Genomic DNA, 24,238 nt, shown 5'->3' on the forward strand with positions numbered 1-24,238 from the left:
GTTTTCGGTGTTCCGTTCCACTCCAGCCGTAGTTCCATTCCAGCTCCGGAGGTTCGCGAGAACCGTTCGGCGCGGACCAATGCCGATGGGTCTCGAAGTTGAACAGGACGCCGCGGCTCTCTCGGCGGCTATAGCGAGCTCAAAGGACGATCGAGTCGACCCACGGCCTGGTGATGGTGAACGCTCTATGAGTGTACGCCTGATCCGTCGATACGTAGCCGTTGAAGGGGTATCGACCGGCGACTACCGCAACCAACTGACGAGGATGATGCGCATCAGGCCGACTGCAAACCCGAGTTGCGGCTTTTTGCTCTGTCCGTCCTTTCTGTCTTCGATTCGAATCGGAATCTCCGAGAGACGGAGGCCGTTCTTTCGGGCTTCGATGATCAGTTCGGGCGCGCTGAACCGTCGTTCCGTGAGCGAGAGGCGCTCGAGCATCGAGCCGCGAATCGCGCGGTAGCCGTTCGTACAGTCGGTTATCTTCGCGTTCGTCAGCACGTTGATCACCGTCGTGAAAAATCGGATCCCCGAGCGCCGAACGAGTCCGTTTCCGGACCGGTTGACGCCGAGGTACCGCGACCCCATCACGTAATCCGCCTCGTCCGCGACGATCGGATCGACGAGTCGGTCGAGTTCGTCGGCCGGGTGCTGCCCGTCGCCGTCCATCGTGATGACGATCGCAGCGTCGTTCTCGAGTGCGATGTCGAAGCCGGTTTTGAGGGCACCTCCCTGGCCCTGGTTGATGGGATGTTCGACGACCATCGCGCCGCACAGACGGGCATTTCGAGCGGTGTCGTCGGTGGAGCCGTCGGAGACGACGAGCGGTTGGACCTCGTATCCGCGGATCGTTTCGGGAAGCGACGAGACGACGTTGGTGATCGTCTCGCCCTCGTTGTAGGCGGGGATAACGACGAAGATGCACTCCGCGTCCGTGCCGCCGTCCGTCGCCGGTGCTCGCTCGACGGTGAGGGCCCGCGTCAGCTCGGACACCTCATCGTGTGCGCCGCGAACGAGCGTCAACACGTAACACAGGAATCCGATGAAGACGATGTTCGCGAGCAGCGAGATCACGACGTAGCGGTGCTCGATGTCGAGTGCGCCGCCGACGAGATCGAACGCGCCCGGCATGAACACGAACGAGAGCAGGCCGCTCGCGAGAACTCCTGCGATCAGGAGGTCGTTTCGCTCGAACCGGCGTCGGTATCGGTCGAACCCCCAGGCGAGGACCCCGATCGCAAGGGCGACGAGCAGCGTGCTCAACGGGTCGATCGTAACTGGAAGCATTAGCGGGCGTTCGTTTCGATCAGCGAGCGGATCGTTTCGTCGACCGTCTCGATCGGATCCCAGCCGAGGACCTCGTGAGCTCGAGTCGTCTCGACCGGAAAGTCGTCGACGAGCGTTTCGTTCCCGCGCGGGTTCTCGGTGAGTTCGATCGACGCGTCGAACCCCGCTTGTGCCGCCGCACTCTCGCGGACGGTTTCTGCGATATCGAGGACGCTCGGATCCTCGTCACTGGCGATAGGAAACGTCTCTATCCCGGTCTCACCCTCGGAAAGATCCTCGAGAAGCACGTCGGCGCTGTGGATGTACGCGCGAGCGACATCTTTCACGTGGACGAAATTGCGCGATTGGGTTCCCGGTTCGTAGACGGGCAGCGATTCGTTTTCGAGCGCCCGTTCCGCGAAGAAGTTGAGCACGGTCGCCTTCGTAACGACTCGTCCGTCGACGGCGTGCGTGCCGTACAGGTTCGACTTGAGGAGGTGGTGCGCCGGGAACGAATCGGCCGCGAGTTCGTCGATCAGCCGCTCGCCGATGACTTTCGTTCGGCCGTACCAGTTCAGGGGATCGCGCGGGTGATCGGCCGTGATCGGGAACTCCTGGGGGTCGCCAATGACGGCCATACTCGTCGGGAAGATCAACCCGGTGTTCGTCCGCCTGCAAAATCGAGCGACGTGTCCGGTCCCGGTCACGTTTACGTCGTAGGCGAGTTCCGGATGCTCCTTGCAGTCCTCGATGCCGCTGATCGCGGCGAGGTGCATCACGATGTCGGCACCCTGCAGCGCGTCCCACAGCCGATCGCGATTTCGAACGTCGACGTGCTCGACTGTCACGGAGCCGATCTCCCGGAGCGAGCCGCGATAGAAGTTGTCGAGCGCCGTTAGCTCCCAGTCGGGTCGTTCGGACTGCAGTTGGGCGACGATGCGACTCCCGATGTATCCGGCCGCACCGGTGATCGCGACCCGTACCTGTTGCGCTGAACTCGTATTCTTCGCCGCCGTGCGATCGCTCTCATCACGGGTCATTGCGACTCACCACCTGAGACGGTGCGGTCGTCGAAACGACGGTCGATGGGGTGGGGTTGGGATCGCCCCGAAACCGTTCTGAAAGCTCTTGAATACCGTCACGGAGCGTCCACTCCGGTTCGTATCCGGTTTCATCGAGTCGGTCGAACGAGACGTGGTAGGACGGGCCCGGCTGCTCGTCGCCGAGGAAGGTGACTTCGAGGGTGGTCTCCAGTTCCTGGTCGATGATACGGGCGATATCCTTGATGCGGTAGTTTTGCTGCGTGCTGCCGACGTTGTAGCGGCTTTCGGACCATCGTTCGGGATGCATGGCCGCGTGTTCGTACGCGCGGGCGGCATCGCGGACGTGAATGAACGGCCGCCAATTCTTGCCGTCGCCGTATACCGTCAGCGGTTGCGCGGTAAGCCCCTGGAACACGAAACGGTTGACGACGAGGTTGAATCGGACGCCCGGCGCGTACCCGTAGTTCGTGCTCATCCGAAGCGAGGTCGCGGAAAAGCCGTGTTCGGCTGCCGCTTCATCCACGAGGCGCTCGGCTTCGAGTTTGGATTCGGCGTACGGATTGAGCGGATTCGGCGTCACCGTCTCGTCGATGTTCGTCCGCTCCGTCCGCCCGTAACTGTTACACGAGGAGGCGAAGACGACCGTTTCGACGCCGGCGGCACCGGCCGCGTTCACGACGTTCTCGGTCCCGCCGACGTTAACCGCTCGCGTCTCCCGTCGCCGGTCGTGTGTACTATCCGCACCGGTAATCGCCGCGAGGTGGATGACGCGGTCCACGTTTTGCATTGCGCTTTCGACAGCGGCTTCGTCGCAAACGCTTCCGCGTTTGAACTCGATGTCGTCGGCGACACCGAGTAGTGCGCGCGGAGAGCCGCCGCTCAACGAATCGAGGACGACGACTTCTGAGACCCGCTCGTTTTCGACCAAGCGGCGGACGAGTACACTGCCGATGTAACCGCATCCGCCAGTGACGAGTACCCGCACGGGTCAGCCCTCGCTCAGGACGCTCGGGAGGAACCGATCTTCGTTCGCCGTGATGACTTCGTCGTGCTCCAACAGCCGCTCGAGTATCGATCGAACTCCTGTTTCGAACGTCGTCGACTGCCCGTCGATCAGGGCCTCGTATCGGTCGTTTTCGATCTCCATCTTGTGCGTTTCGTCCTCCGAACGAGGGTTCTCGACGTGTTCGACGGCGGTGTCTAGCCCGAGTTCAGTGCCGACGCCGGCGATGGTTTCGGCCATTTCGACGATGCTAATGGCACGCGTCACCTGATTGTAGACCGTGTGGTCGGCGGGTCGTTCGGCCGGATCGGCGAGTGCGAGCCGAGTGAGCCCCTCGACGGCGTCTTCGAGCGCGATGAACGGTTTGCGCTGTTCGCCGCGTCCGTAGACGGTCAGCGGATAGCCCGCGACGGCCTGCGCACAGAAGCGGTGGGCGACGACGCCGAAGTAGTAGTCGAAGTCGAATCGCGTTGCTAAACGCGGATCGGCGGCCGTTTCCGTCGTTTCGACCCCGTACGTGATCGCGGTTCGAACGTCCGAGACGGGAATGTCGAACTGCTCGTGTGCCAACCGCATGTTCGCCGCGTCGTGAGCCTTCGTCAAGTGATACCACGACCCTGCCATCGCGGGGAAGGGAACCTCGTCGCGCTCGCCGCGGTGTTCCATCGTTGCCCCACCCTCGGGGATGGGGAACTCGGGCGCTCCGTACACCCCGGTCGTCGTCGTCTCGATGAAGTGCGTCTCCTGGAGCCCGTGTTCTTCGAGCGACCATAATAGGTTCCGCGTCGCCTGCAGATTGTTATGTTGGGTGTCGTTCGCCTGTTCGCGACTCACCTGCGAGTACGGCGCTGACGGCTGGGCCGCAGTGTGGACGATCGTCTCCGGCTCGTGGACTCGTATGAGCCGATCGACGAACGAACTCTCCGTGAGGTCCCCCTCAACGAACGAGACGTTTCGAGCGCCGAGTTCGTCGCGAAGCGCCGCGAGTCGGTCGCTCATTGGTTCGACCGGCGTCGCGCTCGTTGCCCCGACGCTCTTGACCCAGTCTCGGCGAGCAAAGTTGTCGACGAGGATCAGTCGTTCGTCCGTTCGAGACGCCAGCCGGACGGCAGTCGGCCATCCGATATAACCGTCTGCTCCAGTCAGTAGTATTCCCATGCTATGGTCCAACACTGATTCGGACACCAAGAAAAATGTACCCCTAGTAGGCCCGACTAACAGGTTTGCACCCGTGAGTTACTTCGAATTTGTCTCCCGTTTCTAGCGCATAACACCGGTGATCACCCCCGCTAAAACATGAACTTTATTACCAATGGTGTCCCCATGTGGTTTCGAATGGACGATCGTTGCGTCTCCGACGGCGACCAAGAGACGGATGAACAGCACGAAGAACAGGAGGGATGGTTACCCGATACGATTCCGGACGGTGCCGGCTGCGTCGAAATCTGGGACCGACTTCAGGATGTGCGCGACGAGGAGTGATGAACGTCCCGACAGGCGTGAGACGACCGACCAACTGGACGAGAGTAAGTCTGCACGGCGCTCGATCTCGATGCTGTCCGACCCTCATCGATCCGTCGATCGGCGTGAACTTGCTAGCCGTGTTCAGCAGTGTGCTCCGCTGCACCAGCCGTAAATGACCGGAATCTTCAACACCATCAGCGGTGGATCGTAACCGTACGATATGCGCGTGACACGCCGGTTCTGGGCAGCACTCGCCCTGTCGGGGTTTCTCGCCGCGCTAGCGGCGATCCTCGAACGGCCGTTGTTGCTTTCGGGTTCGGTTCTGATCGGGGCGTGGATTCTCGCCGCCCAGTATTCGTTTCTCGCCGCTCTTGAGCGGACGACACGGACGATGTCGGTGACCCAATCGCCGGCGAGCTCGTCCGTTCGAACGGATTCCTCGATGGCGGTGACACTCGCTGTAACGCTCGCGGAGCCGGTCCCGCTCCACCTCGGAATCGAGGCGGGGCTTCCGGTGGCGACAACGGGCGATTCTCTCCACGTAGCGGTCACGCCCGAGACGACGAGTAGCGAGCAAACGGCCTCGGTTACCTGGCCCGTTGCAGGCCGTCAGCAGTTTTCCGCGCCGCGACTAACCGCGACTGACGGGCTCTTCGTCGCAACGTTTCCCACCGGTGATCGACCGACGGTCACCGTCGAACCGCGCGGACCGCGACGGATCCACGTCGGCGAGGGCGGTACCCGCCTTGCGAGTGCGGCCGGAGAGCACACCTCTGCACAGCACGGAAGCGGGATCGAACTCGCCGAAATACGGGAGTACACGCCCGGCGATGCGACCAGACGGATCGACTGGAAGGCGACCGCACGGCTCGGAACACCCCACGTTCGCGAACACGAGACGGACACCGACCAGCGAACGTTGTTGGTGGTCGATCACCGATCGTCGTTGGCGACCGGCCCGCCGAACGAAACGAAACTCGACTATCTCCGCAACGTTATGCTCGCGACAGCACGGAACGCACACGACCTCACCGATCCGATCGGACTGCTCGGCATCGGCGATGGTGGCACGACAACGTATCTCGAGCCGGCGACCGCGCTCGACTCGTATACGACGATTCGCCGCGAACTGCTCGAACTAGAGCCATCCTCGATCGATGCCCAACATTCCGAAAATGCACATCTATCCCGGTCGAACGCCGCCGTAATGCAGTCTCCACACGAATCTCCAACGTTACGGACGGTTCGACGGTCAGCCAGCGATCTCGACGAGTTCGAGACAGCGTCTGGCTCGTTCGGCCAAATACTCCGCCCCTTCTACGCCGATCAGCAGCCCTACCGGTGGCGAATCCGCGAGCAACCGCTCTTCAATTCCGTCCGAACGGCCCTCGCATCGAACTCCGAAGCCGTCTGGATGGCCGTCTTCACCGATGATTCGAACCCAACTGAACTCCGGGAAACGGTTTCACTCGCCAGACAAAACGGTGCTGCCGTAACGATTTTCCTCGCACCGACGGTACTCTACGACTCACAAGCCGCCGGCGACCGAGAACGGATGCGCAACCAGTATCTCGAGTTCGAAACGCTCCGTCGCGAACTCGCCGGCATGGATCGCGTGCGTGCGCTCGAAGTCGGCCCTCGTGACCGGCTCTCGACCATCCTCGAAGCCGGCCGCGACGGTGATCGCCAATGACCGACCGTCTCGAACCGACTGGCGCGGACGAGACCGACGAGACGGCCGCCCGCGGAGACGACGAACTCGATTCGGCGGCGGTCGAGACGATCGAATCCGATGTACGCGTTGCCGTCGTGCTCTCACTCGGCGCGCTTGTCGTCGCGTTTACCGCTCTCGCGGGGCACCGAGGGACGATCGGCGCGCTCGCAACGGCAGCCGTCTGGTACGCCGTCGGAACGCCGTACGCCATTGCACTCGGGCACGTCGTGCTCCTCACACTCGCTCCCGCCAGCATCGACTCCCATTTCCGCGCGCTTGTCGGTATCGAAGCGGCGTTCGTCTTCCTCCTGCTGGTGGCCGTTCCGCGAACCGCGTCCGGAAACCGAGTTCGACACGCCGCCGCCGTGCTCGGCGGGATCGCCGTCCTCGGCGTCACGGCGTGGACCGTGTGGCTCCCGCTAGCCCAGCCCATCTGGGTCGCGGCGGGCGCGGTGTTCGTCGTCCTCGCCTGCTGCGGATACGTCCTCCACCGATACGAACTCGTCGTGGTTCGAGAGGTGGCTAAACCAGACGCGACCGATCTCGGGACGGATCCCGGCGAAGCAACGGCTCGCACCGACTCACAACCAGACACCCAGTCCGAACAATGAGCACAAAGACGACTCCCCAAACCGATCGCAGTGACTCGCAACCAACAGAGAGGACCACCAGTGAGGATCCATCTGCTTCGGCTTCGAATCGCGCGGACGCGAACGACACCGTCGAAGTCGAACTGCTGGCCGAAGAGAATCGGCGTCTCCGCGCCGAGTACGCCCGCACAAGACGGACCACGTATCGACGGACGGCGTTTTGGATCGCCGCTATCGGAGTCGTCGCCGTCGGCGGTGGGCTGTGGCTCCCCGATGCGCGACAGGTCCTGTTCGCCCTCGGCGCGACTGGCCTGTTCGGCGGCGTCCTAACGTATTATCTCACGCCCAGCCGATTCATCCCCGCCGACATCGGTGAGCGCGTCTACGCGACGGGTGCAACGAACCTGCTGGCACTCGCCGATGAACTCGGGCTTCGAGAGGAGTATCACTATCTCCCGAGTAGCGACTCGAGACCGCCGCGCCTGTTCGTCCCTCAGCGAACGGACTCCGACATTCCGGACGACCGGTCGGGCCCGATCGTAACGCATGCCGCTGAACGGGGCCTCCTCCTCGAACCGACCGGATCCGGCCTCTTTACGGAGTTCGAACGCGCGCTCAACGGGTCGCTGCCGACAGCGGCGACACAACTCGCGACGGAACTCGGCGACGGCGTCGCCGAACAACTGGCACTTGCGGACCGTGTGGAGCCGTCCGTTGATCCCGATGACGGGCGTGCTACTGTCACGATCGAATCGAGCGCCTTCGGCGATGTCGACCGATTCGACCACCCGATCGCCTCGTTTTTCGCGATCGGTTTCGCCGAGGGCCTCGATCGTCCAGTTGAACTCGAGATCGATCCTGGCGAGAAGAGTACGGAATGGCTTCTCACGTATCGGTGGGAGACGCACTGACCCGTTTCGATCGCCTCCGACGGGTTACTGCCACGAATTCCTCCGTCATTGCTCATCCGGCGTGAGGATGTCGGTGCTCGGCACGGCCACCGATTCGACGACGTCCGTGACGACCTCGTCCGGCGACACGTCGCTCAGTTCGGCGTCGGTGGCGAGCACGAGCCGGTGGACGAGGGTCGGTTCTGCGAGCGCCTTCACGTCGTCCGGAATGGCGTAGTTGCGGCCGTTGATCGCCGCGCTCGCTTTGATGCCGTCGAGATAGACGAGCGTCGCTCGTGGCGATGCGCCGTGAGCCGTATCCGGGTGCTCTCGTGTCGCGGTGACGATATCGATCAGGTACTCCTTGAGCGGCGGGGCGACGTAAACCGACGACGCATACTCGCGTGCACGATGCAATCGCTCGTCCGTCATGACCTGCTCGATCGTTTCCGGACCGAGTTCCGGGTTGTCGTCGAAGCGATCGACGAGTTCACGTTCAGCGTCCTCGTCGGGGAGGTCGATTCGGTGCTTGAACTGGAAGCGATCGAGTTGTGCCTCCGGCAGTTCGAAGACGCCCTCCATCTCGAGCGGGTTCTGCGTCGCGATCACCATAAACGGTATCGGCAGCTCCAGGGTGTCTCCGCTGATCGTAACGCGACGTTCTTGCATCGCCTCGAGAAGGGCGCTTTGGGTCTTCGGCGTCGCACGATTGATCTCGTCCGCGACGACGAGGTTTGCAAACACCGGTCCGCGCTGCAGGTCGAACGTACCGTCGTGCTCGCGGTACATTTGCGTCCCGGTGATGTCAGCAGGAAGGATGTCGGGGGTCATCTGGATGCGGTTGTACGCGAGTCCGCTCGCTTTCGCAAAGCTATTCGCGAGCGTCGTCTTCCCGACCCCGGGTACCCCTTCGAGGAGCAGGTGACCGCGCGTTAGCAGTGCGATCGTGAGCAATTCTACCGCGTCGTCATTGCCGACGAGCACGTGATCGATCTCGGTTCGCAATGCGTCGTAGACCGCTGCGGAGGCGTTCGTACTGGCGTCGTCGACTATCGGTTCGTTCTCGCTCATTGATATAGATGCGTATCGATCGGGTGTCGGTTCAGTCGTCGTCGGTCCGCTCGTCTCGTCGGTTCCACTCCGGAGTATCGCGCCGGGGATGGATATCGGTATCGTCGCCTCTCACGCGTTGAATCCGGTCCGAACGGCGTCGTCGATTTTCCTGTCTGGAATCGCCCGACTGCGCGTTAGAGAATCGTCCGGCATCCGTCAGCGTTTCTTCGAGTTCGTGACAGCGTGACCGACGTGATCGCCACCTCGTGAGCCGCCGCCAGAGCGGTGTTATGCGGTGGCCAGCCAGTGCGGCGATGAGTACGATACCGGTGGTTCCGGCGAGCGTCTGCGCGAGCGGCGTCGCACGTACCGTCTCTATCGTCATCGCCAGCACGGGTGGATCAGCAACGTGAGAGATATCGAGTAGGACGCGCTCCTCGTCCTCGTATAGTCCGCGGATGAACGCGGAATTATCCGGTCGTTCGCGCATCGCGTTGATCGTAATGCTCGGATCGCCGACGACGATAACGCGGCCGTCCCCGACGGATTCGGCTGTTGCAACCGGATGCGTTCCGATGTGGGTTCCGTTTCCGGTATCGCCACCATCACCCTCGAGAGACGCGATACTGCTCGTCGTGACGAGTTCGGTCGTCTCGTTTGATCCGGGATTCACTGCCGTTCCGTGGTTCAACGTCAACTGGTCGACGTCGGCGGTTATCGAGTGGTTCGCGACGCCGGTCGCGATCGGCATCTTCGGGCCGCGATAGTAGTGTTGTTCGTCGCGAAGCAGCCGTCCATCGACCCGAGCGTCGGCGTCGACGGATTCGAGCAGGGCGTTCCCCTCGGCTCCAACGTTTTCGAAGACGACGAGCGTTCCGCCCTCGTCGACGAACGATTGAACTCGCTTTGCGTCTGCGCCGGTGTATGGCTCGTCAGGTGCGATGACGATCGCAACCGTTTCGTCCGGATCTGCCGTCTCGTACGAGTTCGTGTCGCGAACCAATTCGCTCTCCACGTCGGGATCGGATTCGAGGTGATTTCGGAGGTCTGCCGTCCCGTTCCACGAGGGGTTGAACGGATCGAACGCCGCCGTCGAGGTCACAGCGGTCAGGAGCAGCGTGCTAACTACCGCGACTCCGAGGGCCCACGCAAGAAGCGTCGGCCACTCGAACCGTCGATCGAACACTGCTGGTCCGGACGCCGATCGCCCAGCATCGTTCACCACGGTATCACCTCCGGCGGTAGAACTTCGACGAACCGGTAACCGACGGCGAGGATGAAGGCGACGAAACCGACGAGAACGACCCACGTCAGTCGTCGTCTCCACTGCGGCCGGACGGTAACCGGCGCAGTCAGTTCGACGAGAAGCAGAAACCCGAGTAGCGATCCGACAAAGAACAATTCGTACGAAAACAGGCTAACGGCCGACAGGGCGATGACGAGTGTCAGCATCCACGCGAGCTGTCCGCGAACGAACTGCAGTCGACGGTGTGCCACTGGTACTTCGAACTGATAGGGCATCATATCTAAACCTATGGGTCGTCACTCCGGTAACAGCGTCCTATCATCGTCGGACCGCTGGGGCACCTCCCGATACAGGCGTCGCCTACGAGTGCCGACGAACCACCACTGAAATCACCAGCCACCGTTCAGTATCCACTAGCTATTACCACTGGATCAAAGCGGTGTTCGCTCTGATGACCTCGAATCCGACGGCCAGTCTACTGTCTCCGCGTCGGTTGTTTTACGCCCGGATTTATGACATATGATAATTATATTTCTGTTTTTGCAATGGTGTGCGAGTACGGCTACAGCGGCGTCACTCCCCCGAAGTAATCACGGCTACTATCGCACACCCCGATCTCGCGCCGGATTCTTACCGCGATTGTGACGGACTCCTTCCTACGATTTTCCCTCAGGCAACCGGTTTGTGGCGAAAGCCACCGCTCTCAAACGACCGCGGCGCGAGCTGACTCACTCCAGCACCCGACAATTGCACGCACTGAACTCGTCGAACGACCAGTGCTGGTGTTCACGTCGTTTACAGCGGTACGAATGTAATTATCTGCGCGGCAGAACGAACCTGAATCGGCTGTAACCGGCGATCTCGATAGCGATCATGGTCACACCCGGCCGTTCCCACGGATCGGTTAGGTATCACCGGTAATGATGTCTGCAACCCGCTGGCGATCGAAGAGTTGTTCGTCGTCCGGGATTTCGGGATAGGCCCCCGCTTCATAGGTCGGCCAGTCTCCAAACCGGTCGGGATACAGCTGTTTCGCGGTCATCTCTATCTGAAAGAGATTCAGAATCGGTCCCTGGTAGCGCGCGCCCTGTGCATACACGCGGTCGTTCTCGACTGCAGCGAGTTCTTGGCCGACTGCGTGCTCGCGCAGTTCAGTTCGTAACGTCGCCATATCCGTCTCTGGAACCATCCCGCCGAGTGTGAAGATCACGTCGGGATCAGCGTCTATCATGGCTTCCATATCCACCTGGTCGCCGGAGCCGATGGACGAATCGAACGCGTCCAGCGGATCGAACGGCCGCAGATGTGCGGTTAGAAATCCGGGCGCATCGGTGGTATAGACGTATGGGCTCTCGATTTCGCTCAGTCCGATTAGCGCGACGGTCGGACGGGCTCCATCCGATGGGAGATCCGCCTCGATCGTGTCGAGCAATTCCCTCCGTATCGTTGCCAGTTCCCGATACCGCTCTTGCTCCTGGAAGGCTTCGGCGACGATTTCGAACTGCTCCCACAAACCGTAATACTGGTATCCATCCGCCCACTCTCCAGCCGGTTCTTGATGACGATCGCTAAGTGAATTTCCGAACCACGGCGCGATTTTCGTGGCAATCTCGTCGATGTCATCACGGGTCCAGCTACTGAGTTGCGTGATCCCTGCAACATCAGCGAGATGGATATCACTGTTCAGTTCGTACAATGTCTCCTTGTCGGGCTCCCACGAGGAGTACAGTCCCGTCCAATCGAGCGACACACCCGGAAGGCGCTCGACGAACTGGTTCCACAGTGCATCGTAATACTCGGGTGCGTGCATTGCGTTAACGGCATTCCCACGCCCGAGCGCAAACGCCATTCCAGCATGGTGTGTCAAGCGGGTGAAGACGGTTTCCGGCGGTGAGTCGAAGGACACCTCACCCACGGGCGATATTTCGACGGTATAGCCCGTCTCGCCTGGCCTCTCCGATTCGACCAGCCCACTATTGAGACACCCGGCGAGCACGCCAGCCCCGACGACTGTACCACCGTATCTCATGACGTCCCGTCGCGTCGACTGTCTCGTCGTCTCCGGATCACTACCCGTCGTCATGGTAGAACCCCCCGTTTCCCGTTCCGCCGGTACAGCCGGCGAGAGCTCCGCCGGCCGCAACTGTCCCACCGTACATCACACACTCCTGCCGCGCCGGCCCCCCGCATGCCGCGCCGATGCTTGACATACTATTTAGGCTGGCCTAAAATATAATAACTGCTTCGTTTTTGGCTTGCCTACGAATCATCCTCGATATGGCGTCCCGCAGCGTGGGCACATCGGCGGTCCACCCTCTGGAAGCGAACCCCCACACTGAGTACATTCCCCGTCCGGTGACGCGATTGCGTCGGCAATTTCGTCCACCTGATCGCGGATCGACTCGAGCGAGGCGATCCCGTCACCGGAGTCGACTGAACTCTCGTTCTCGAGACGAGCAAGCGCAAATCGTGTGCGTTCGGTCACAAACGGCTCGTCACTCGCCGACCCGACGGTGGCAAGCCGTTCGTCCGGAACTATCGACGTGTCCGAAGTAGCACCCGCGAGCAACCCGAGTGCTTCGGCCGCACGTCCGCGGACGTACGGACACTCGTCGTCGAGACGGGAACCGAGTTCGTCGACACTGTCAGACAGTGCGGCCGGTTGCTCACAGCCGACTGCCACAATCGCCGTGCTAAGATAATAGCGGACGAGTTCGTCCTCGGCATCGAGATGGGCTGCGAGATCCGAAATCCAGTGGCGCAATCGACGTGGGTTGCCGAGTGCGACGTAGGCGAGGGCTTTCGCCAGTTTTTCTTTTACCTCCGGTTCGTCGAACGAGAGGCCAGTCCGGAGATCCGCGAGCAGGTCCGGTGTCGTGGTTTTCTCGGGATACTCGACTGCAACGTACCCGAGCGTCTCGGCCAATCGCGCCCGGACGTAGTAGAACTCCGACTTATCGGCGAGTCGAGCAGCTAGTACGTCGGCAGTATCGACTATCGCGTCGGGCCTCGTCTTCGATAGGGAAACGAACAGCTTCGCGGTCGTCAGTCGAACCGATCGTTCTTCGGCGGTGAGAAACGGGAGCAGTTTGGGAACGAACGGCGTGAGTACGGCCGGCTGCTCGACTGCGATCGATTGCAACGCTCGAACGAGTTCTTTCTGTACGTCGGCGTTTGCCTCGCGATATCCCTCGAGTCGATTACAGATCTGCTCGCGGCTACTCCCTCGAAGTTGCTGGATCAGTTCGTCACTCGGCAGGTCAAGAGGGTCATCCATTGTCGATCGATACGTATTACAGATACGTACAGAGTAACACAGGAAAAACGTTCTGACAGTCGCCTGAAGCGGCGGTCGTGACCGCTTCAGAAAATTGTCGTAGTTGTCCGCAGTCGACCATGGCTCCTGGGAATATCCCCGGTCTCGAGATCGTCGTTCGATGGTGTCGTTCGATTTCGATCGGTTCGTCTTCACGACCGGTGTCGATCACGATTATCCTTTTCTCTAGTATCTTCGTGATCTGGTATTCCGAACCTATTTCCATCTGCGAAGACAGATACAATACCGACGGCTGACTCGTTCTACTGTCCGCGATGTCCAACTGAACTCGCATTCGTGGGTAGTCTCTATAGACGGTAACTGCCGCTATGATCGCCTTCAAATGATCTTGTGACTATTGACGAAGCGAACGGGCAAGACGGTACCTCTGAAGGAATGCGAGTAAAGACGAACACGTCTCATTGTCTCGGTGTAAATACGTGTACTTCGATCTATTCCGAATCATGAATACTGAATGATATAGGATTCTGTCAGTAGATTCGGTCGGTCGCGATCTCGGCACCTTCGACGAGCGCCTCGAGTTTCGCCCACGCGATTTCGGGGTGGACCATGCCGAGGCCAGCCTGCGTCCCAAAGCCGCAATCGGGTGCGGCGACCAGCGGCGTCTCGTCGTCGACCGCATCGGCGGCGCGTTCGAGACGGTCCGCGATCGTCTCAGGGTGATCGATGATGTTCGTCTTCACATCGACAACGCCTGGTAGCAGCGTCCAACCGTCTGGAAGCGGATGTTCCGCAAACGCGCGGTACTCGTGCTGGTGGCGAGGATTTGCCTGTTCGACACTTAGTCCCGTAATGTCGGCATCGTAGATTTCTGGAAGGAGGTCAACGAGATCCGTATCGAGGTGGTGCGGGCCCTCGTAGCTTCCCCAGCAGGTGTGAAGGCGAACCTGCTCGGCGGGAACGTTCTCCAATGCCTTGTTGAGTGCCTCGACGTGGAGGCGAGTAGCGTCCCTGATTTCTTCGAGGGATTCGTCCGCGTAGGCCGCCGTTTGGCCGATGGTGAGCAGTTCGGGTGCGTCGATCTGAAGGGTCATTTCGGTCTCGGCGATCAGTTCGTACTCCGCTTGCATCGCGTCCGCGACGGCAAAGAGGAACTCCTCGTACGAATCGTAATACTCGTCGACGTGTGTGGTTGCGACGACGCTCGGCGATGCCGAGGTTACGAACGTTCCCTCAAAGTCGGTGTCAACGGCCTCGAGTGCGTCGCGGAATCCGTCGAGTTCAGCTTCGGCCTCCTCGTGGCCGGTATACTCGACGGGACCGGTGACGACAGGCTGCATCGCGAGGTCGATGATATCGGTCTCGAACGTCTCCTCGGCGTATTCCGGAAACGCTTGCAGGTCGGCCCAGAGATCCTGCTCGCGCGTGCCGTCGATGCCGCTTAACCGGTCCGCGACGTACCAGTTGAACGAGACTCGCGGCTGTTCGCCGTTATTGACGACATCGAGGCCGACCTCGGCCTGTCGTTCGAGGACGGCATTCGTGGCGTCTGCGACGGTTGTGGTCCACTCGCTTTCATCAACGTCTTCCCCGTCTTGGCGATTTTTAAGCAGTTCCAGTAGTTCTGGCGGCCGCGGGAGACTACCGATATGAGTCGTGTGGATCCGATCTGTGGTCTTCGTCATTGTACTCTCTAGAGTAATAATCATATACAGTAATATAACTGGTGGTATTATTCCATCGACGGAACGCGTGGCGGCTACGCTGAACCGACGGTGCTCAAGGCACCGTAGACTGTCGCTCCGTCACCGCTGGCACGAATACCGTGCAGTTCGTCCCGCAACGATAGCCAGTGGTACACCTGTTCGCGGGTTCGGGCCGATTTTTGTCAGCGGGAGTATTCTTGTTCCGGTTTGAGTACGCACGTGTCGGGTTGTCCGCTCGATTGCATTGAGGATTCAGTCGAACGGTATTAGTTCTCGTCTCCCAATGATATCGGCACGCGATCCCCGTTACCGGGGAGAGATAATTCGGGAATCGTGCACGTCCGTACCTCCCCCGACGGATGGAGTGCGACGGCGATCGATCCGGCCTCGTGCATTCGGGCGAACGTTCGGACGAGTTCAGTGTCGTCGAATCCGTCGGGGGCGTCGACGTTGACTCGATCGATCAGCTGATCGCTCTGGAGTTGCACCCAGCCCGCAAGCGCGAGTTCGACCTTTGTTCCGGTCGGTCCGTCGAACTGCGCTCCGATAGCCGAGTTCCCAACGACGAGTTGATGCAAGCGCTCGTGGGTACCCGACGGGACGACGTAAACACTGCCGTCAGGTGCGACGGTAAGATGGCGGGCGTGCTCGCCGTCCCATTCGGAGAACGGGACCGAGACCGGATCACGCATCGCCTACTCCAACGCGACGTTGATGGTTTTCGTCTGCGTATAGTGGTCGGCGAGCGCTTCGTATCCGATCTCACGACCGATACCGGACTCTTTGTAGCCGCCGAAGGGTTGCCCGGCTGGGAAGGAGTTGTACTGGTTGACCCATATGGTCCCGGCTTCGATGTCTTTTGCCGTCTGATAGGCTTTCGTCAGGTCGTTCGTAAGGATGCCCGCTGCGAGTCCGTAGTCGACGTCGTTCGCCAGTTTGATCATCTTCTCGTAGTCGGTCCACTCGAAGACTTCCTGGACCGGGCCGAAGATTTCCTCCTGGACGGCGCGATTGTCGTGGTCGATGTTGTCGATCAGCGTCGGCGAAACGAAGCTTCCCTCTTCGAGTGCTTCGTCGTCCGGCACGTCTCCACCGGTGATGAAATCGGCACCGGCATCACGCGCCTCCTGGATGTACTCGAGCGTGTTTTGGGCTTGTTCTTCGGTCACCTTCGGTCCCAGGGTCGTCTCTTCGAGGAGCGGATCGTCGATGACGAGATCCTCCGCGGTGGACGCCAAGGCGTCGAGGAACTCGCCTTTGATGTCGCTGTGGATGAACAGCCGCGAACCCGCGGAACAGCACTCACCCGTGTTGTAGAAGATGGCTGTTATCGTCGTGTTGACCGCCTTATCGAGATCCGCATCGGGGTAGATGATCAGCGGACTCTTCCCACCGAGTTCGAGTGTCACGTCGTGGACGTTCTCGGCGGCCTGTGCCATTACCTGCTTGCCGATTTCGGTCGAGCCGGTGAACGCAAGCTTCCGAATATCCGGATGCGTCGCCAGCGGTTCGCCGGCCTCGGGACCGAATCCAGTGACGACGTTTACAACCCCGTCGGGGAGCACGTCATCGACCTCCTCCATGAGCTTGAGGACTGTCAACGGCGTCTCTTCGGCCGGCTTGAGCACGGAACAGTTTCCGGCCGCGAGTGCTGGGCCGAGCTTCCACGCCGCCATCAACAGCGGGAAGTTCCACGGGATGATTTGGCCGACGACGCCGTACGGTTCGGAAATCGTTTGGACGTGCTGGCTATCACCGCCGCTCGGGATCGTCTCGCCGCCGTTGACGCGGACCGCACCGGCGAAATAGCGGAAGTGGTCGGCGACGAGCTCCATATCGACTCTGGACTCACTGATCGGCTTCCCGTTATCGAGCGTTTCGAGAAGGGCGAACTCCTCTTTATTTTCCTCGACTCGGTCCGCGATTTCCTCGAGAACGCGCTGCCGGTCCGCTGCTGTGTAGTCCGACCACATTTCGTCGTAGGCGGTCCATGCCGCCTCCACCGCTCGATCGATGTCCTCGTGATTCCCCGCTTGGATAGTCGCGAGCGAGTCGCCGGTCGTCGGGTCACGAGTTTCGAACGTTTCTCCCGACGAACTCGTTGTCCATTCGCCGCCGATATAGAGCTTCAGGTTCGGCGGAACGACGTCCGCTGCGGTCTCCTGATGGCGTTGTTCGATGTTGTCCTTTCGATCGCTGACTGGCTGAGATTCAGTAGACATTCCATGCAAACAACCATTATCCAGCACATAAAACCATATGACTAGGACTACACACAATAACTGATATTGGTTACGAATGGCCAGTGGACTTTTGGTTAGAACACAGAGTTAACTGCGTATGGGCAACACGGCTGATTTATGACACGTCCCTCTATAGGGCACTGTCTAGTTTAGCATCTCCGCTTTACCTATCCGCTTCGTGATTGGTTCGCTCATTATTTGTTAGAGTAATGTGCAAAATGGACAAGCAGACCTCCAACGGTCGCCCGACTGCCAACCGGCGAGTTCTGGAATCGATCAACGCGTGTTTTGAGCCTGTGAAACCGCTTTTCGATGCGATATCGGTTGACGCAGTCGAACTGATCGCAGAATCCTACTCGTGAGGGCAGTCAACGAGCCGTCGCCATCGACAAGAAACATCGTGCTGCTAAGATCGCGTTTCTTGGCCAATCGGTGCAGAAATGCAGCGGCTGGATCAGCGCCTCAACGACCACAGACTGCGCCATCACGGATTCACTTTGATTCTATGTCTGTTGCAGCATACACCCAAGACCACTCGTCATTAATCTAGACAGCGACCTTATAATAGCGACCCGCGACGGCTTCGCCGTCCGCTCACGTTCCCACGGTTTAGCAGATTCCATCGCGTCACACTCGGTGAGCAGGTCTGCGAGCAGCGGAGTCAAACTAGCGCTCCAACACGCCGAGGAGTCTCACCCCGGCGGTCCCACCGGTCCCGATCGTGCCTGCAGTGTCCGTCAACGAGGCTTACTCGTAGACGTGGACCGAGCCCGTCCCGTTCTCCTCGATGTAGCCCCAGTCGTAATCGACACCGAGACCCGGCCCGTCGGGTACGGTGACGTGGCCCCGGTCGTCGATCGTATCGATCATATCCGAGTAGCCGCCCTCGTAAACTGGCGGCTGCGTATTTTGACAGCGGGGATGCAACAGCGCGAGTTCGTAGTAGTTCGTATTGCGCGTCGCGGCGATACAGTGGCGCTGGGCCGGTCCTGGGGCGTGGAACTCGACATCGAGGCCGAAGGACTCGGCCATGTGGACGATTTTCATCGCTCCGGTGATCCCGCCGTCGTACTCCGGATCCGCGCGGACGAAATCGGTCCCGTCGCCGACGACGAAGTCGGCGTGGGATTCGAGGCCGCGGATGTGCTCGGTCTGCAAGATTGGAGTATCGAGATGATCCCGGAGCCGACGGTGTCCCTGCTGGGAGATGCCGCCGTCACGATAGGGGTCTTCGTACCAGAAGAACTCGTGGTCGTCGAGCGCACGCCCGACTTTGAGCGCGTCACCGAACGTTTCGTACTCGCAGGCCGGATCGAACATGAGGTCCATCTCGTCGCCGACGCGCTCGCCGACGGCCGCGATCGCATCGAGTTCGCGGTCGATCTCGCGGCTCGCGTCGCTGCCGCCCCAGCCGTGGATTTTGTAGCCCGGGAAGCCGCGTTCGAGACAGGCCTCAGCGAAGTCGGCGAAGGCCTCTGGCGAGTCCAGTCCGCCGTTTTCGTCGCCGTGGTACGTCGAGGCGTAAGCTGGAATCGACTCGCGGTAGGTTCCGAGCAGCTCGTGAATCGGCGCGTCGTAGTACTTTCCCGCGAAATCCCAGAGGGCGATGTCGATCGGGCCGATTCCCATTCGGTCGTACTTCCGGAGCGCCCGCTTGATCTCGCTCCAGTGTTTCTCCCGCTTGAGCGGATTTCGTCCGACGAGGTAATCGGCGAACATGTTGATCTGGGCCGCTCCGGGCGAGTTCCCACCCACGTACTCGCCGGTGATGCCGACGTCCGTGTAGATTGTGATTCCGAACAGTTTGCGCCACGTCGTCTCACCGGGATCGTAGACGAGGTTGAACCCGTTTTGGTCGGTTCCGACGTCCTCGAGCGGATACTCGAACTCCCGACTCTCGATCTTCGTTATCGTCGGTGCCATACGACGGTGTCTGATGACCAGCACTATAAATTTCCCTGAACGAGCACCGATCACGCGAACTCGGGCGTTATACAGCGCTGAACTCTCCTGGACGCGCTTTCCAACAGGGCGAACGGCCGAATTACGCCCGTTGTCGGATAGCGTAGCACACCCGCTCTCGGTACTCCATCGGGTGGTATCCTACTCGAGAGCGACTGTCTGCAACCGACTGTGAAATTTCGAACACACGTTACCGTCGAGTTCTCTAATACTGAACGATGGGCACCGTGAGTCGGATGTCGGTTCGCGGCGAGCGACTTCGTTCGGCCATTGCCATCGAAATTCGCCCATCATTTACGGTTGTATGTCTGTAATTCGGTACCGGTCGATCCCGGCTTCCCGACGGTCGCCGACTCGCGTTCCGTCGCGACCGCGTCGAACCAGCGGAACACGTTTGGGTGGTGTTCAGTATCAGTGACGCCGATCGTGAACTCGCAATCTGCGGTAGTTGTCACGCTTACAACCGACGCGTATCGGGTCGATCCCGTAAAGAACCCGCTGTTCTACAGACAATCGACATTCTCGATCGTATTGTCTACCGTATCCTGCCTACGATGAGAGTGGCTCTGTTCCGGTACTACCGGAAACTGAACCGCTCACCAGTCGAAATTCCACCGCGTGCAACTCGCCCCATACTCCGCCATGCTGGCGCCCAAGAGCGTATACTGTTGATTGTGGGTCACAGAGGTCTATTTTGGGCCGTTCGAACGAGCGTTCTCGTTCAGTGTAATCGAAACGGCTTCCGATAGTCGCGAACTCGGAGAGACAGTCGTCCTCGAACGAAGCGTTCGAGTGGCGTCACCGTTCGCCTGTGTTCGCTGTCGAACCGTAATCGAAACCGCCGCCAAACTGCGTGAGCCGCGTTCTCGCGCAGATTACGTACTGACGAGGGAGTATAGAGTTCCGATTGAAACTGTTCACACGCTACTCGCACAGCCGTCGTATGATCGGGTGTGCACTGACTTTCACCCGATCTACTGTGTCATTTCCCGGCGCACTCGCAGACGGTTGCGGATGCGACGGCACTGACTGACAGCAGTCCGTCTCGGTGGGACTATACTACTCGCGCTCAGCGACGATGGGGTTCGCCAGAGTTCCGATTCCATCGATTTCGACTTCGACCGTATCGCCGGGCTCGAGCAGTTCCGGCGGATCCCGGAAAATGCCGACACCGCCGGGCGTCCCGGTCGAGATCACGTCTCCCGGGCGAAGCGTCGTGATACCGCTGATGTACTCGACGAGTTCATCGATGTTGAAGATGAACTCCTGCGTGTTCGAAGACTGCATCGTCTCCCCGTTGACGCGACAGGCGACGTCCAACTGCGACGGATCGAGTCGAGCGTCGGGGACGAGCGCCGGGCCCATCAGGGCGAACGTATCGTAGCTCTTTCCGCGGAAGAACTGCTCGTCGGCGAACTGGGTGCCGCGACCGCTAACGTCGTTTATCGCCGTGTAGCCGGCGATGTAGTCCGAGGCGTCGTCCGCGGACACGTCTTTGGCGGTCCGCCCGATGACGACGCCGAGTTCGACCTCGTAGTCGACCTCGTTGAGCGCCGACGGATGGACGAAGTGTCCCGGATGACCGGAGAGCTCCGAAGTAATCTGCTTCCGACAATGGCGGAAACAGGGCGAGAAAGTTAACCGAAATTCAGCCCAACTGCCATGTTATACGTTCTTTCAATCAGGGATATGATATCTATGGGGATCGAGGATCACCGTGAGCCACATTTCGACACGTAATCGGGCAAAATTCCTACCAAAGAAGCGACTTACACCGGTTTATCCGATAATACCGGACTAATGGGTCAGCGAAAGAGCAGACCGATATCCACTGAGAAGCCTTGACCCCGAATCGATCGAATGAGTTGCACTGAACGACAGCGGACCACGCCACCCGTGATCGCGCAACCGACCTGCGACGGCCGTGATCCTGCGATTCGAATCTCCTCTGAGACAGCTCAGAATCGATCACGACCCGTTCACGATCCAGTGAACTCCCGAGACGACTACTATCGTCACTATCGAGCGGTAGACGGGGACCTGACCGTGCACTTTCCACGACAAACGCTTTTCTTCAATATGACACCACGGTATTTACGATAGCACCCTTGTAATTCATTGAGTGGACGGCCGGCCTTCCTAAAGAGGCGGTACAAGATACTCAGCAGTGATATTCCGGAAGACGGCTCAGCATCAGCGTTCAAGAGCGGGAAACCTATCCGGCAATACCGGAACAGGTGAGAGGAATGTGAACTCCAGTACCTGTGTCTCACGTGACCCAGTGCTCGGTTGAGACGTGATCTCCGATGACGGAGGAGTGGTGGAGGCCTCGCGTAGATATCCTCTGTCGACGGGAGCAAATCACGCGAGACGACTGGCGTATCGAATTCACCGAAGTCGATACATCTTGGCACGAATCGCGGGTTGTCACTCGAGAGTGATCGGGTACCGACAGCTTGTCTAGCAATCTATATTGCCCGGAATACACAATACAATCGCCTCAAGATGAACTCCTACTAGTGAGTACGGCACTGTCTAGTAGGCCGGTTTGAGAAGCGAACAGGTCGGGGCACTAGGTTGGCTATGCTGCTCGCAGACTGCTCAGTGAGTGTGACGTGGCGACATCTGCTGAACCGTGGAGCATGAGCGGATGGTAACCCTCGCCACGGTCTTCGCCGCCCGGCTACACGTGACCGGTTGTTCGCTCCGAGCGATACACGCTATTCTTCGCTTAGTTGGCGTAAAACGCTCTCGCCAACCAATCCGGCACTCCGTATATCGGTTCACTGTTAGTGTTCTATCTCTGGACGATCACGGGAGCAGTGTTTTCGTACGGCCGCTTGGAGAATTTCGATCTCCAGTGGTTGGCGAACTCAGATTCGCCGTGGCGGCAGAGCGCTCCGCGTTCTGCGGACGGCGACACTACCGCGGGTCGCCATTGATTGAACTCCTGTCGAGAGAACCGGCAACTAGTCTTGGGTATCTACTGCAATAAATACCGAGTTCAAACGTCTCCATCCTATCCACTCTTCGGACGGCAAAGTACTGACTCAGCCGCCGCATTTATGCATCGATTGACCGAGAAACACGAACTTTCCGTCACCGTGTTTCTCGTCGGTAGGTATGGATATCTGGCTGCCCTCTCCCGAGTGAGGTGAAGCGGTTGGCTTGACAACCCGCTCTGAAACCGCGTTGAGAAGTACTGTCAATCCTCGACGGACGAATCGACCGTTTTCATACGAGTTCGGTGGGCAGCCGATCCACAAGAATCTAGATATCTACGGATCAGTTCCTATGGGACATTAAATATCCACGCCTGCTATGCGATTGTGTGCCGCCCGAAACTCACGACGCTGTCCGGCGAGCCACCCAGACTTCCTATAGTAACAACTGAAACTGTTTACACGCTGATCGCACAGTCATCGTGCGATCAGGTATACACTGACTTTCAGTGGCTACTATAGTCCCCAGTTGGGATCAGCAAAGTAGATGATTACCGGCTACTCGGTCACAGGACTGTCAACAGCAGTCACCCGCTCCGCAGGCGTCGCCGTACTGGATTCCGGTCTCCTGACTGATCGTTTCGTTGCACTGTATTAGCACCGTTTCGAATTCCGCCGAGGTAGACTGCGTGTCGGCGAGTTCTTCTCCGAGTGCTTCGGCGGCGGCCAGCACGGCTTCGTCTGTTTCGCTCAACAGCACCCACCTCCGATTGACTGGGCGAACTCCCGATCGATCTGTTCGCTGCTCACGTCGTTGGTCTCCCGGAGGAGTTCTACAAGCCCCTCCTGGGCGGCTTGGTGTCGCTGAATGGTCTTGTTGGTCGACATCTCTGAGTTGAGGTCTTGAAGCTCGCTCATAAGCGACTGGTCAAAGCCGCCGCGTTGCATTCGTTGCTGTTTCTGTTGGAATTCCTGGAGCAGCGCCATCGCCTCCGTGTCGTTCTCGAGCGCCTCGCTGGCCTCGATGAACTCCTGATAGGTCGCAGACTCTTTGAGTGTCTGTACGAACGCCTGAAGCTTCGCTTCAACGGCTGTGTTTTCAGATTGAATTTCGCTCATGAAACCGTCACCTCCTTCTGTTCCTCTAGTGCTCCCGAGAGCCCGGTGAGATCGTCGCCGAACGCGCGAAGTTCCGCCAGTCCGACCGGCTCATCCTGACGCAGCGGCGCCAGCATCATCGGCGCGTCGAACCGGTCATTGATCTCCTCGAGGTACTGCCGCTGTTGGGCTCGGCGATTCGTGAAGAAGTCGTTGTCTCCGTACTCCGCCGGAAGCAAATAGTTCGCGACGACCAGTGAGGTTTCGATACCGACCTGCTCGTTGAGATCTTCGGCGGCCCGATAGGCTTCCATCATCGGTGTGTACTCGGGGTACATGACGAAGGCGAACGAACTCTTCTCGGGGTTTTGCATCGTCTCGATGACTCCCTCGTACTGGTCGCCGTTCTCCGGCGCTGTACCTTTCGTCAGCGAACCCAGGTCCATGAATCCCTTCCAGTCGGAGGGGAGCTCTAATAGCTGGGTGTGTGGCCGGTCGGGGCAGTGTCGAAGACGACCACGTCGTACGCCGGGCTGTCCATGAAGTCGACGAAATTGTCGAACGCAGCGATCTCCTCGACGCAGGGACTGTTGAGTTGCTCTTCGACCGTTTCGAGCTGGTCGAGCGCGGCGCTGACCGCGACGAGTTCGTCGTCGGGATCGGGACCGCAGATGCCGGTTGCACAACACATCGCGTCTTCGTATAGTGTAAGATCTTTCATTTGTGGTGAACTCGTCCAGGCTG

General features: G+C 59.7%; 22 protein-coding genes and 4 pseudogenes. 5 read left to right on the forward strand and 21 right to left on the reverse strand.

Annotated features, from left to right (window positions below; translation table 11 throughout):
- Positions 1 to 243: 243 nt before the first annotated feature.
- Genes SM755_RS21815 through SM755_RS21830 form a run of 4 tightly spaced genes read right to left on the reverse strand, consistent with a single transcriptional unit; the run spans position 244 to position 4,467 of the window.
- Positions 244 to 1,284 (reverse strand): glycosyltransferase family 2 protein, encoded by a 1,041-nt coding sequence (locus tag SM755_RS21815; protein WP_323174541.1) that lies wholly within the window; start codon positions 1,282 to 1,284, stop codon positions 244 to 246.
- Positions 1,284 to 2,303 carry an NAD-dependent epimerase/dehydratase family protein gene (locus SM755_RS21820; protein ID WP_323174542.1) on the reverse strand — a complete coding sequence of 340 codons (1,020 nt, stop codon included), beginning with the start codon at positions 2,301 to 2,303 and terminating at the stop codon, positions 1,284 to 1,286. The genes SM755_RS21815 and SM755_RS21820 overlap by 1 nt, the downstream gene beginning before the upstream one ends.
- Positions 2,293 to 3,291, reverse strand: coding sequence for an NAD-dependent epimerase/dehydratase family protein (locus SM755_RS21825; RefSeq protein WP_323174543.1), 999 nt, complete (start codon positions 3,289 to 3,291; stop codon positions 2,293 to 2,295). Before SM755_RS21825 ends, SM755_RS21820 begins: the two co-directional genes overlap by 11 nt.
- A gap of 3 nt (positions 3,292 to 3,294) precedes the next feature.
- Positions 3,295 to 4,467: an NAD-dependent epimerase/dehydratase family protein gene (locus SM755_RS21830; protein WP_323174544.1), complete on the reverse strand. Its 1,173-nt coding sequence runs from the start codon at positions 4,465 to 4,467 to the stop codon at positions 3,295 to 3,297.
- A 177-nt stretch (positions 4,468 to 4,644) separates the two neighbouring features.
- Here SM755_RS21830 and SM755_RS21835 point away from each other — a divergent pair, with 177 nt between their 5' ends.
- The 4 genes from SM755_RS21835 to SM755_RS21850 all read left to right on the forward strand — a co-directional run bounded on the left by SM755_RS21835 (position 4,645) and on the right by SM755_RS21850 (position 7,988).
- A complete protein-coding gene (locus tag SM755_RS21835) occupies positions 4,645 to 4,791 on the forward strand; it encodes a hypothetical protein (RefSeq protein ID WP_323174545.1) in 147 nt (48 codons plus the stop codon).
- 202 nt (positions 4,792 to 4,993) lie between these two features.
- A complete protein-coding gene (locus SM755_RS21840) occupies positions 4,994 to 6,466 on the forward strand; it encodes a DUF58 domain-containing protein (RefSeq protein WP_323174546.1) in 1,473 nt (490 codons plus the stop codon).
- Positions 6,463 to 7,098: a hypothetical protein gene (locus tag SM755_RS21845; protein WP_323174547.1), complete on the forward strand. Its 636-nt coding sequence runs from the start codon at positions 6,463 to 6,465 to the stop codon at positions 7,096 to 7,098. Before SM755_RS21840 ends, SM755_RS21845 begins: the two co-directional genes overlap by 4 nt.
- Positions 7,095 to 7,988, forward strand: coding sequence for a hypothetical protein (locus tag SM755_RS21850; RefSeq protein WP_323174548.1), 894 nt, complete (start codon positions 7,095 to 7,097; stop codon positions 7,986 to 7,988). The genes SM755_RS21845 and SM755_RS21850 overlap by 4 nt, the downstream gene beginning before the upstream one ends.
- A 45-nt stretch (positions 7,989 to 8,033) precedes the next feature.
- Here the strand turns inward: SM755_RS21850 and SM755_RS21855 are convergent, their stop codons facing one another.
- From SM755_RS21855 to SM755_RS21915, 13 genes and pseudogenes are all read right to left on the reverse strand, one after another.
- Positions 8,034 to 9,038: a MoxR family ATPase gene (locus tag SM755_RS21855; protein WP_323174549.1), complete on the reverse strand. Its 1,005-nt coding sequence runs from the start codon at positions 9,036 to 9,038 to the stop codon at positions 8,034 to 8,036.
- Positions 9,039 to 9,069: 31 nt separating this feature from the next.
- Complete coding sequence (locus SM755_RS21860) at positions 9,070 to 10,242, reverse strand: DUF4350 domain-containing protein (RefSeq protein WP_323174550.1); 1,173 nt, start codon at positions 10,240 to 10,242, stop codon at positions 9,070 to 9,072.
- Positions 10,239 to 10,544: a hypothetical protein gene (locus tag SM755_RS21865; RefSeq protein ID WP_323174551.1), complete on the reverse strand. Its 306-nt coding sequence runs from the start codon at positions 10,542 to 10,544 to the stop codon at positions 10,239 to 10,241. Before SM755_RS21865 ends, SM755_RS21860 begins: the two co-directional genes overlap by 4 nt.
- Before the next feature lie 626 nt (positions 10,545 to 11,170).
- The gene (locus SM755_RS21870; protein ID WP_323174552.1) at positions 11,171 to 12,349 is read right to left on the reverse strand and encodes an ABC transporter substrate-binding protein; all 1,179 of its coding nucleotides are present in this window, start codon (positions 12,347 to 12,349) and stop codon (positions 11,171 to 11,173) included.
- A complete protein-coding gene (locus tag SM755_RS21875) occupies positions 12,336 to 12,476 on the reverse strand; it encodes a hypothetical protein (protein WP_323174553.1) in 141 nt (46 codons plus the stop codon). Before SM755_RS21875 ends, SM755_RS21870 begins: the two co-directional genes overlap by 14 nt.
- Before the next feature lie 56 nt (positions 12,477 to 12,532).
- Positions 12,533 to 13,543: a hypothetical protein gene (locus SM755_RS21880; protein WP_323174554.1), complete on the reverse strand. Its 1,011-nt coding sequence runs from the start codon at positions 13,541 to 13,543 to the stop codon at positions 12,533 to 12,535.
- Between the two features lie 530 nt (positions 13,544 to 14,073).
- Complete coding sequence (locus SM755_RS21885; protein WP_323174555.1) at positions 14,074 to 15,228, reverse strand: cobalamin-independent methionine synthase II family protein; 1,155 nt, start codon at positions 15,226 to 15,228, stop codon at positions 14,074 to 14,076.
- Positions 15,229 to 15,515: 287 nt separating this feature from the next.
- Positions 15,516 to 15,941: a hypothetical protein gene (locus tag SM755_RS21890; protein WP_323174556.1), complete on the reverse strand. Its 426-nt coding sequence runs from the start codon at positions 15,939 to 15,941 to the stop codon at positions 15,516 to 15,518.
- 3 nt (positions 15,942 to 15,944) lie between these two features.
- Positions 15,945 to 17,471, reverse strand: a complete 1,527-nt coding sequence (locus SM755_RS21895; RefSeq protein WP_323174557.1) for an aldehyde dehydrogenase family protein — start codon at positions 17,469 to 17,471, stop codon at positions 15,945 to 15,947.
- A 215-nt stretch (positions 17,472 to 17,686) separates the two neighbouring features.
- Positions 17,687 to 18,148, reverse strand: a pseudogene (locus SM755_RS21900) (DDE-type integrase/transposase/recombinase).
- Positions 18,149 to 18,239: 91 nt separating this feature from the next.
- Positions 18,240 to 19,415, reverse strand: coding sequence for a mandelate racemase family protein (locus SM755_RS21905; protein ID WP_323174558.1), 1,176 nt, complete (start codon positions 19,413 to 19,415; stop codon positions 18,240 to 18,242).
- Positions 19,416 to 19,744: 329 nt separating this feature from the next.
- Positions 19,745 to 19,909 carry a hypothetical protein gene (locus SM755_RS21910; protein ID WP_323174559.1) on the reverse strand — a complete coding sequence of 55 codons (165 nt, stop codon included), beginning with the start codon at positions 19,907 to 19,909 and terminating at the stop codon, positions 19,745 to 19,747.
- A gap of 604 nt (positions 19,910 to 20,513) precedes the next feature.
- Positions 20,514 to 21,056 (reverse strand): fumarylacetoacetate hydrolase family protein, encoded by a 543-nt coding sequence (locus tag SM755_RS21915; RefSeq protein ID WP_323174644.1) that lies wholly within the window; start codon positions 21,054 to 21,056, stop codon positions 20,514 to 20,516.
- Between the two features lie 1,069 nt (positions 21,057 to 22,125).
- Between SM755_RS21915 and SM755_RS21920 the strand changes: the two are divergent.
- Positions 22,126 to 22,236 (forward strand): annotated as a pseudogene (locus SM755_RS21920) (IS6 family transposase); the annotation flags it as partial.
- A 737-nt stretch (positions 22,237 to 22,973) separates the two neighbouring features.
- On the opposite strand, the gene hcsS reads toward SM755_RS21920, so the two are convergent.
- From hcsS to SM755_RS24565, 4 genes and pseudogenes are all read right to left on the reverse strand, one after another.
- Positions 22,974 to 23,156: a halo-CC-star protein HcsS gene (hcsS, locus tag SM755_RS21925; RefSeq protein ID WP_323174560.1), complete on the reverse strand. Its 183-nt coding sequence runs from the start codon at positions 23,154 to 23,156 to the stop codon at positions 22,974 to 22,976.
- Positions 23,147 to 23,515 carry a halo-CC-star protein HcsL gene (gene hcsL / locus SM755_RS21930; protein ID WP_323174561.1) on the reverse strand — a complete coding sequence of 123 codons (369 nt, stop codon included), beginning with the start codon at positions 23,513 to 23,515 and terminating at the stop codon, positions 23,147 to 23,149. The genes hcsS and hcsL overlap by 10 nt, the downstream gene beginning before the upstream one ends.
- A pseudogene (locus SM755_RS21935) lies at positions 23,512 to 24,101 on the reverse strand (ArsA-related P-loop ATPase); the annotation flags it as partial. The pseudogene SM755_RS21935 and the gene hcsL, both read right to left, overlap by 4 nt.
- Before the next feature lie 3 nt (positions 24,102 to 24,104).
- Positions 24,105 to 24,215: pseudogene (locus tag SM755_RS24565) on the reverse strand (arsenic metallochaperone ArsD family protein); the annotation flags it as partial.
- Positions 24,216 to 24,238 lie beyond the last annotated feature (23 nt).

Source organism: Natrialba sp. PRR66, assembly GCF_034808065.1.
Lineage (GTDB): Archaea > Halobacteriota > Halobacteria > Halobacteriales > Natrialbaceae > Natrialba > Natrialba aegyptia.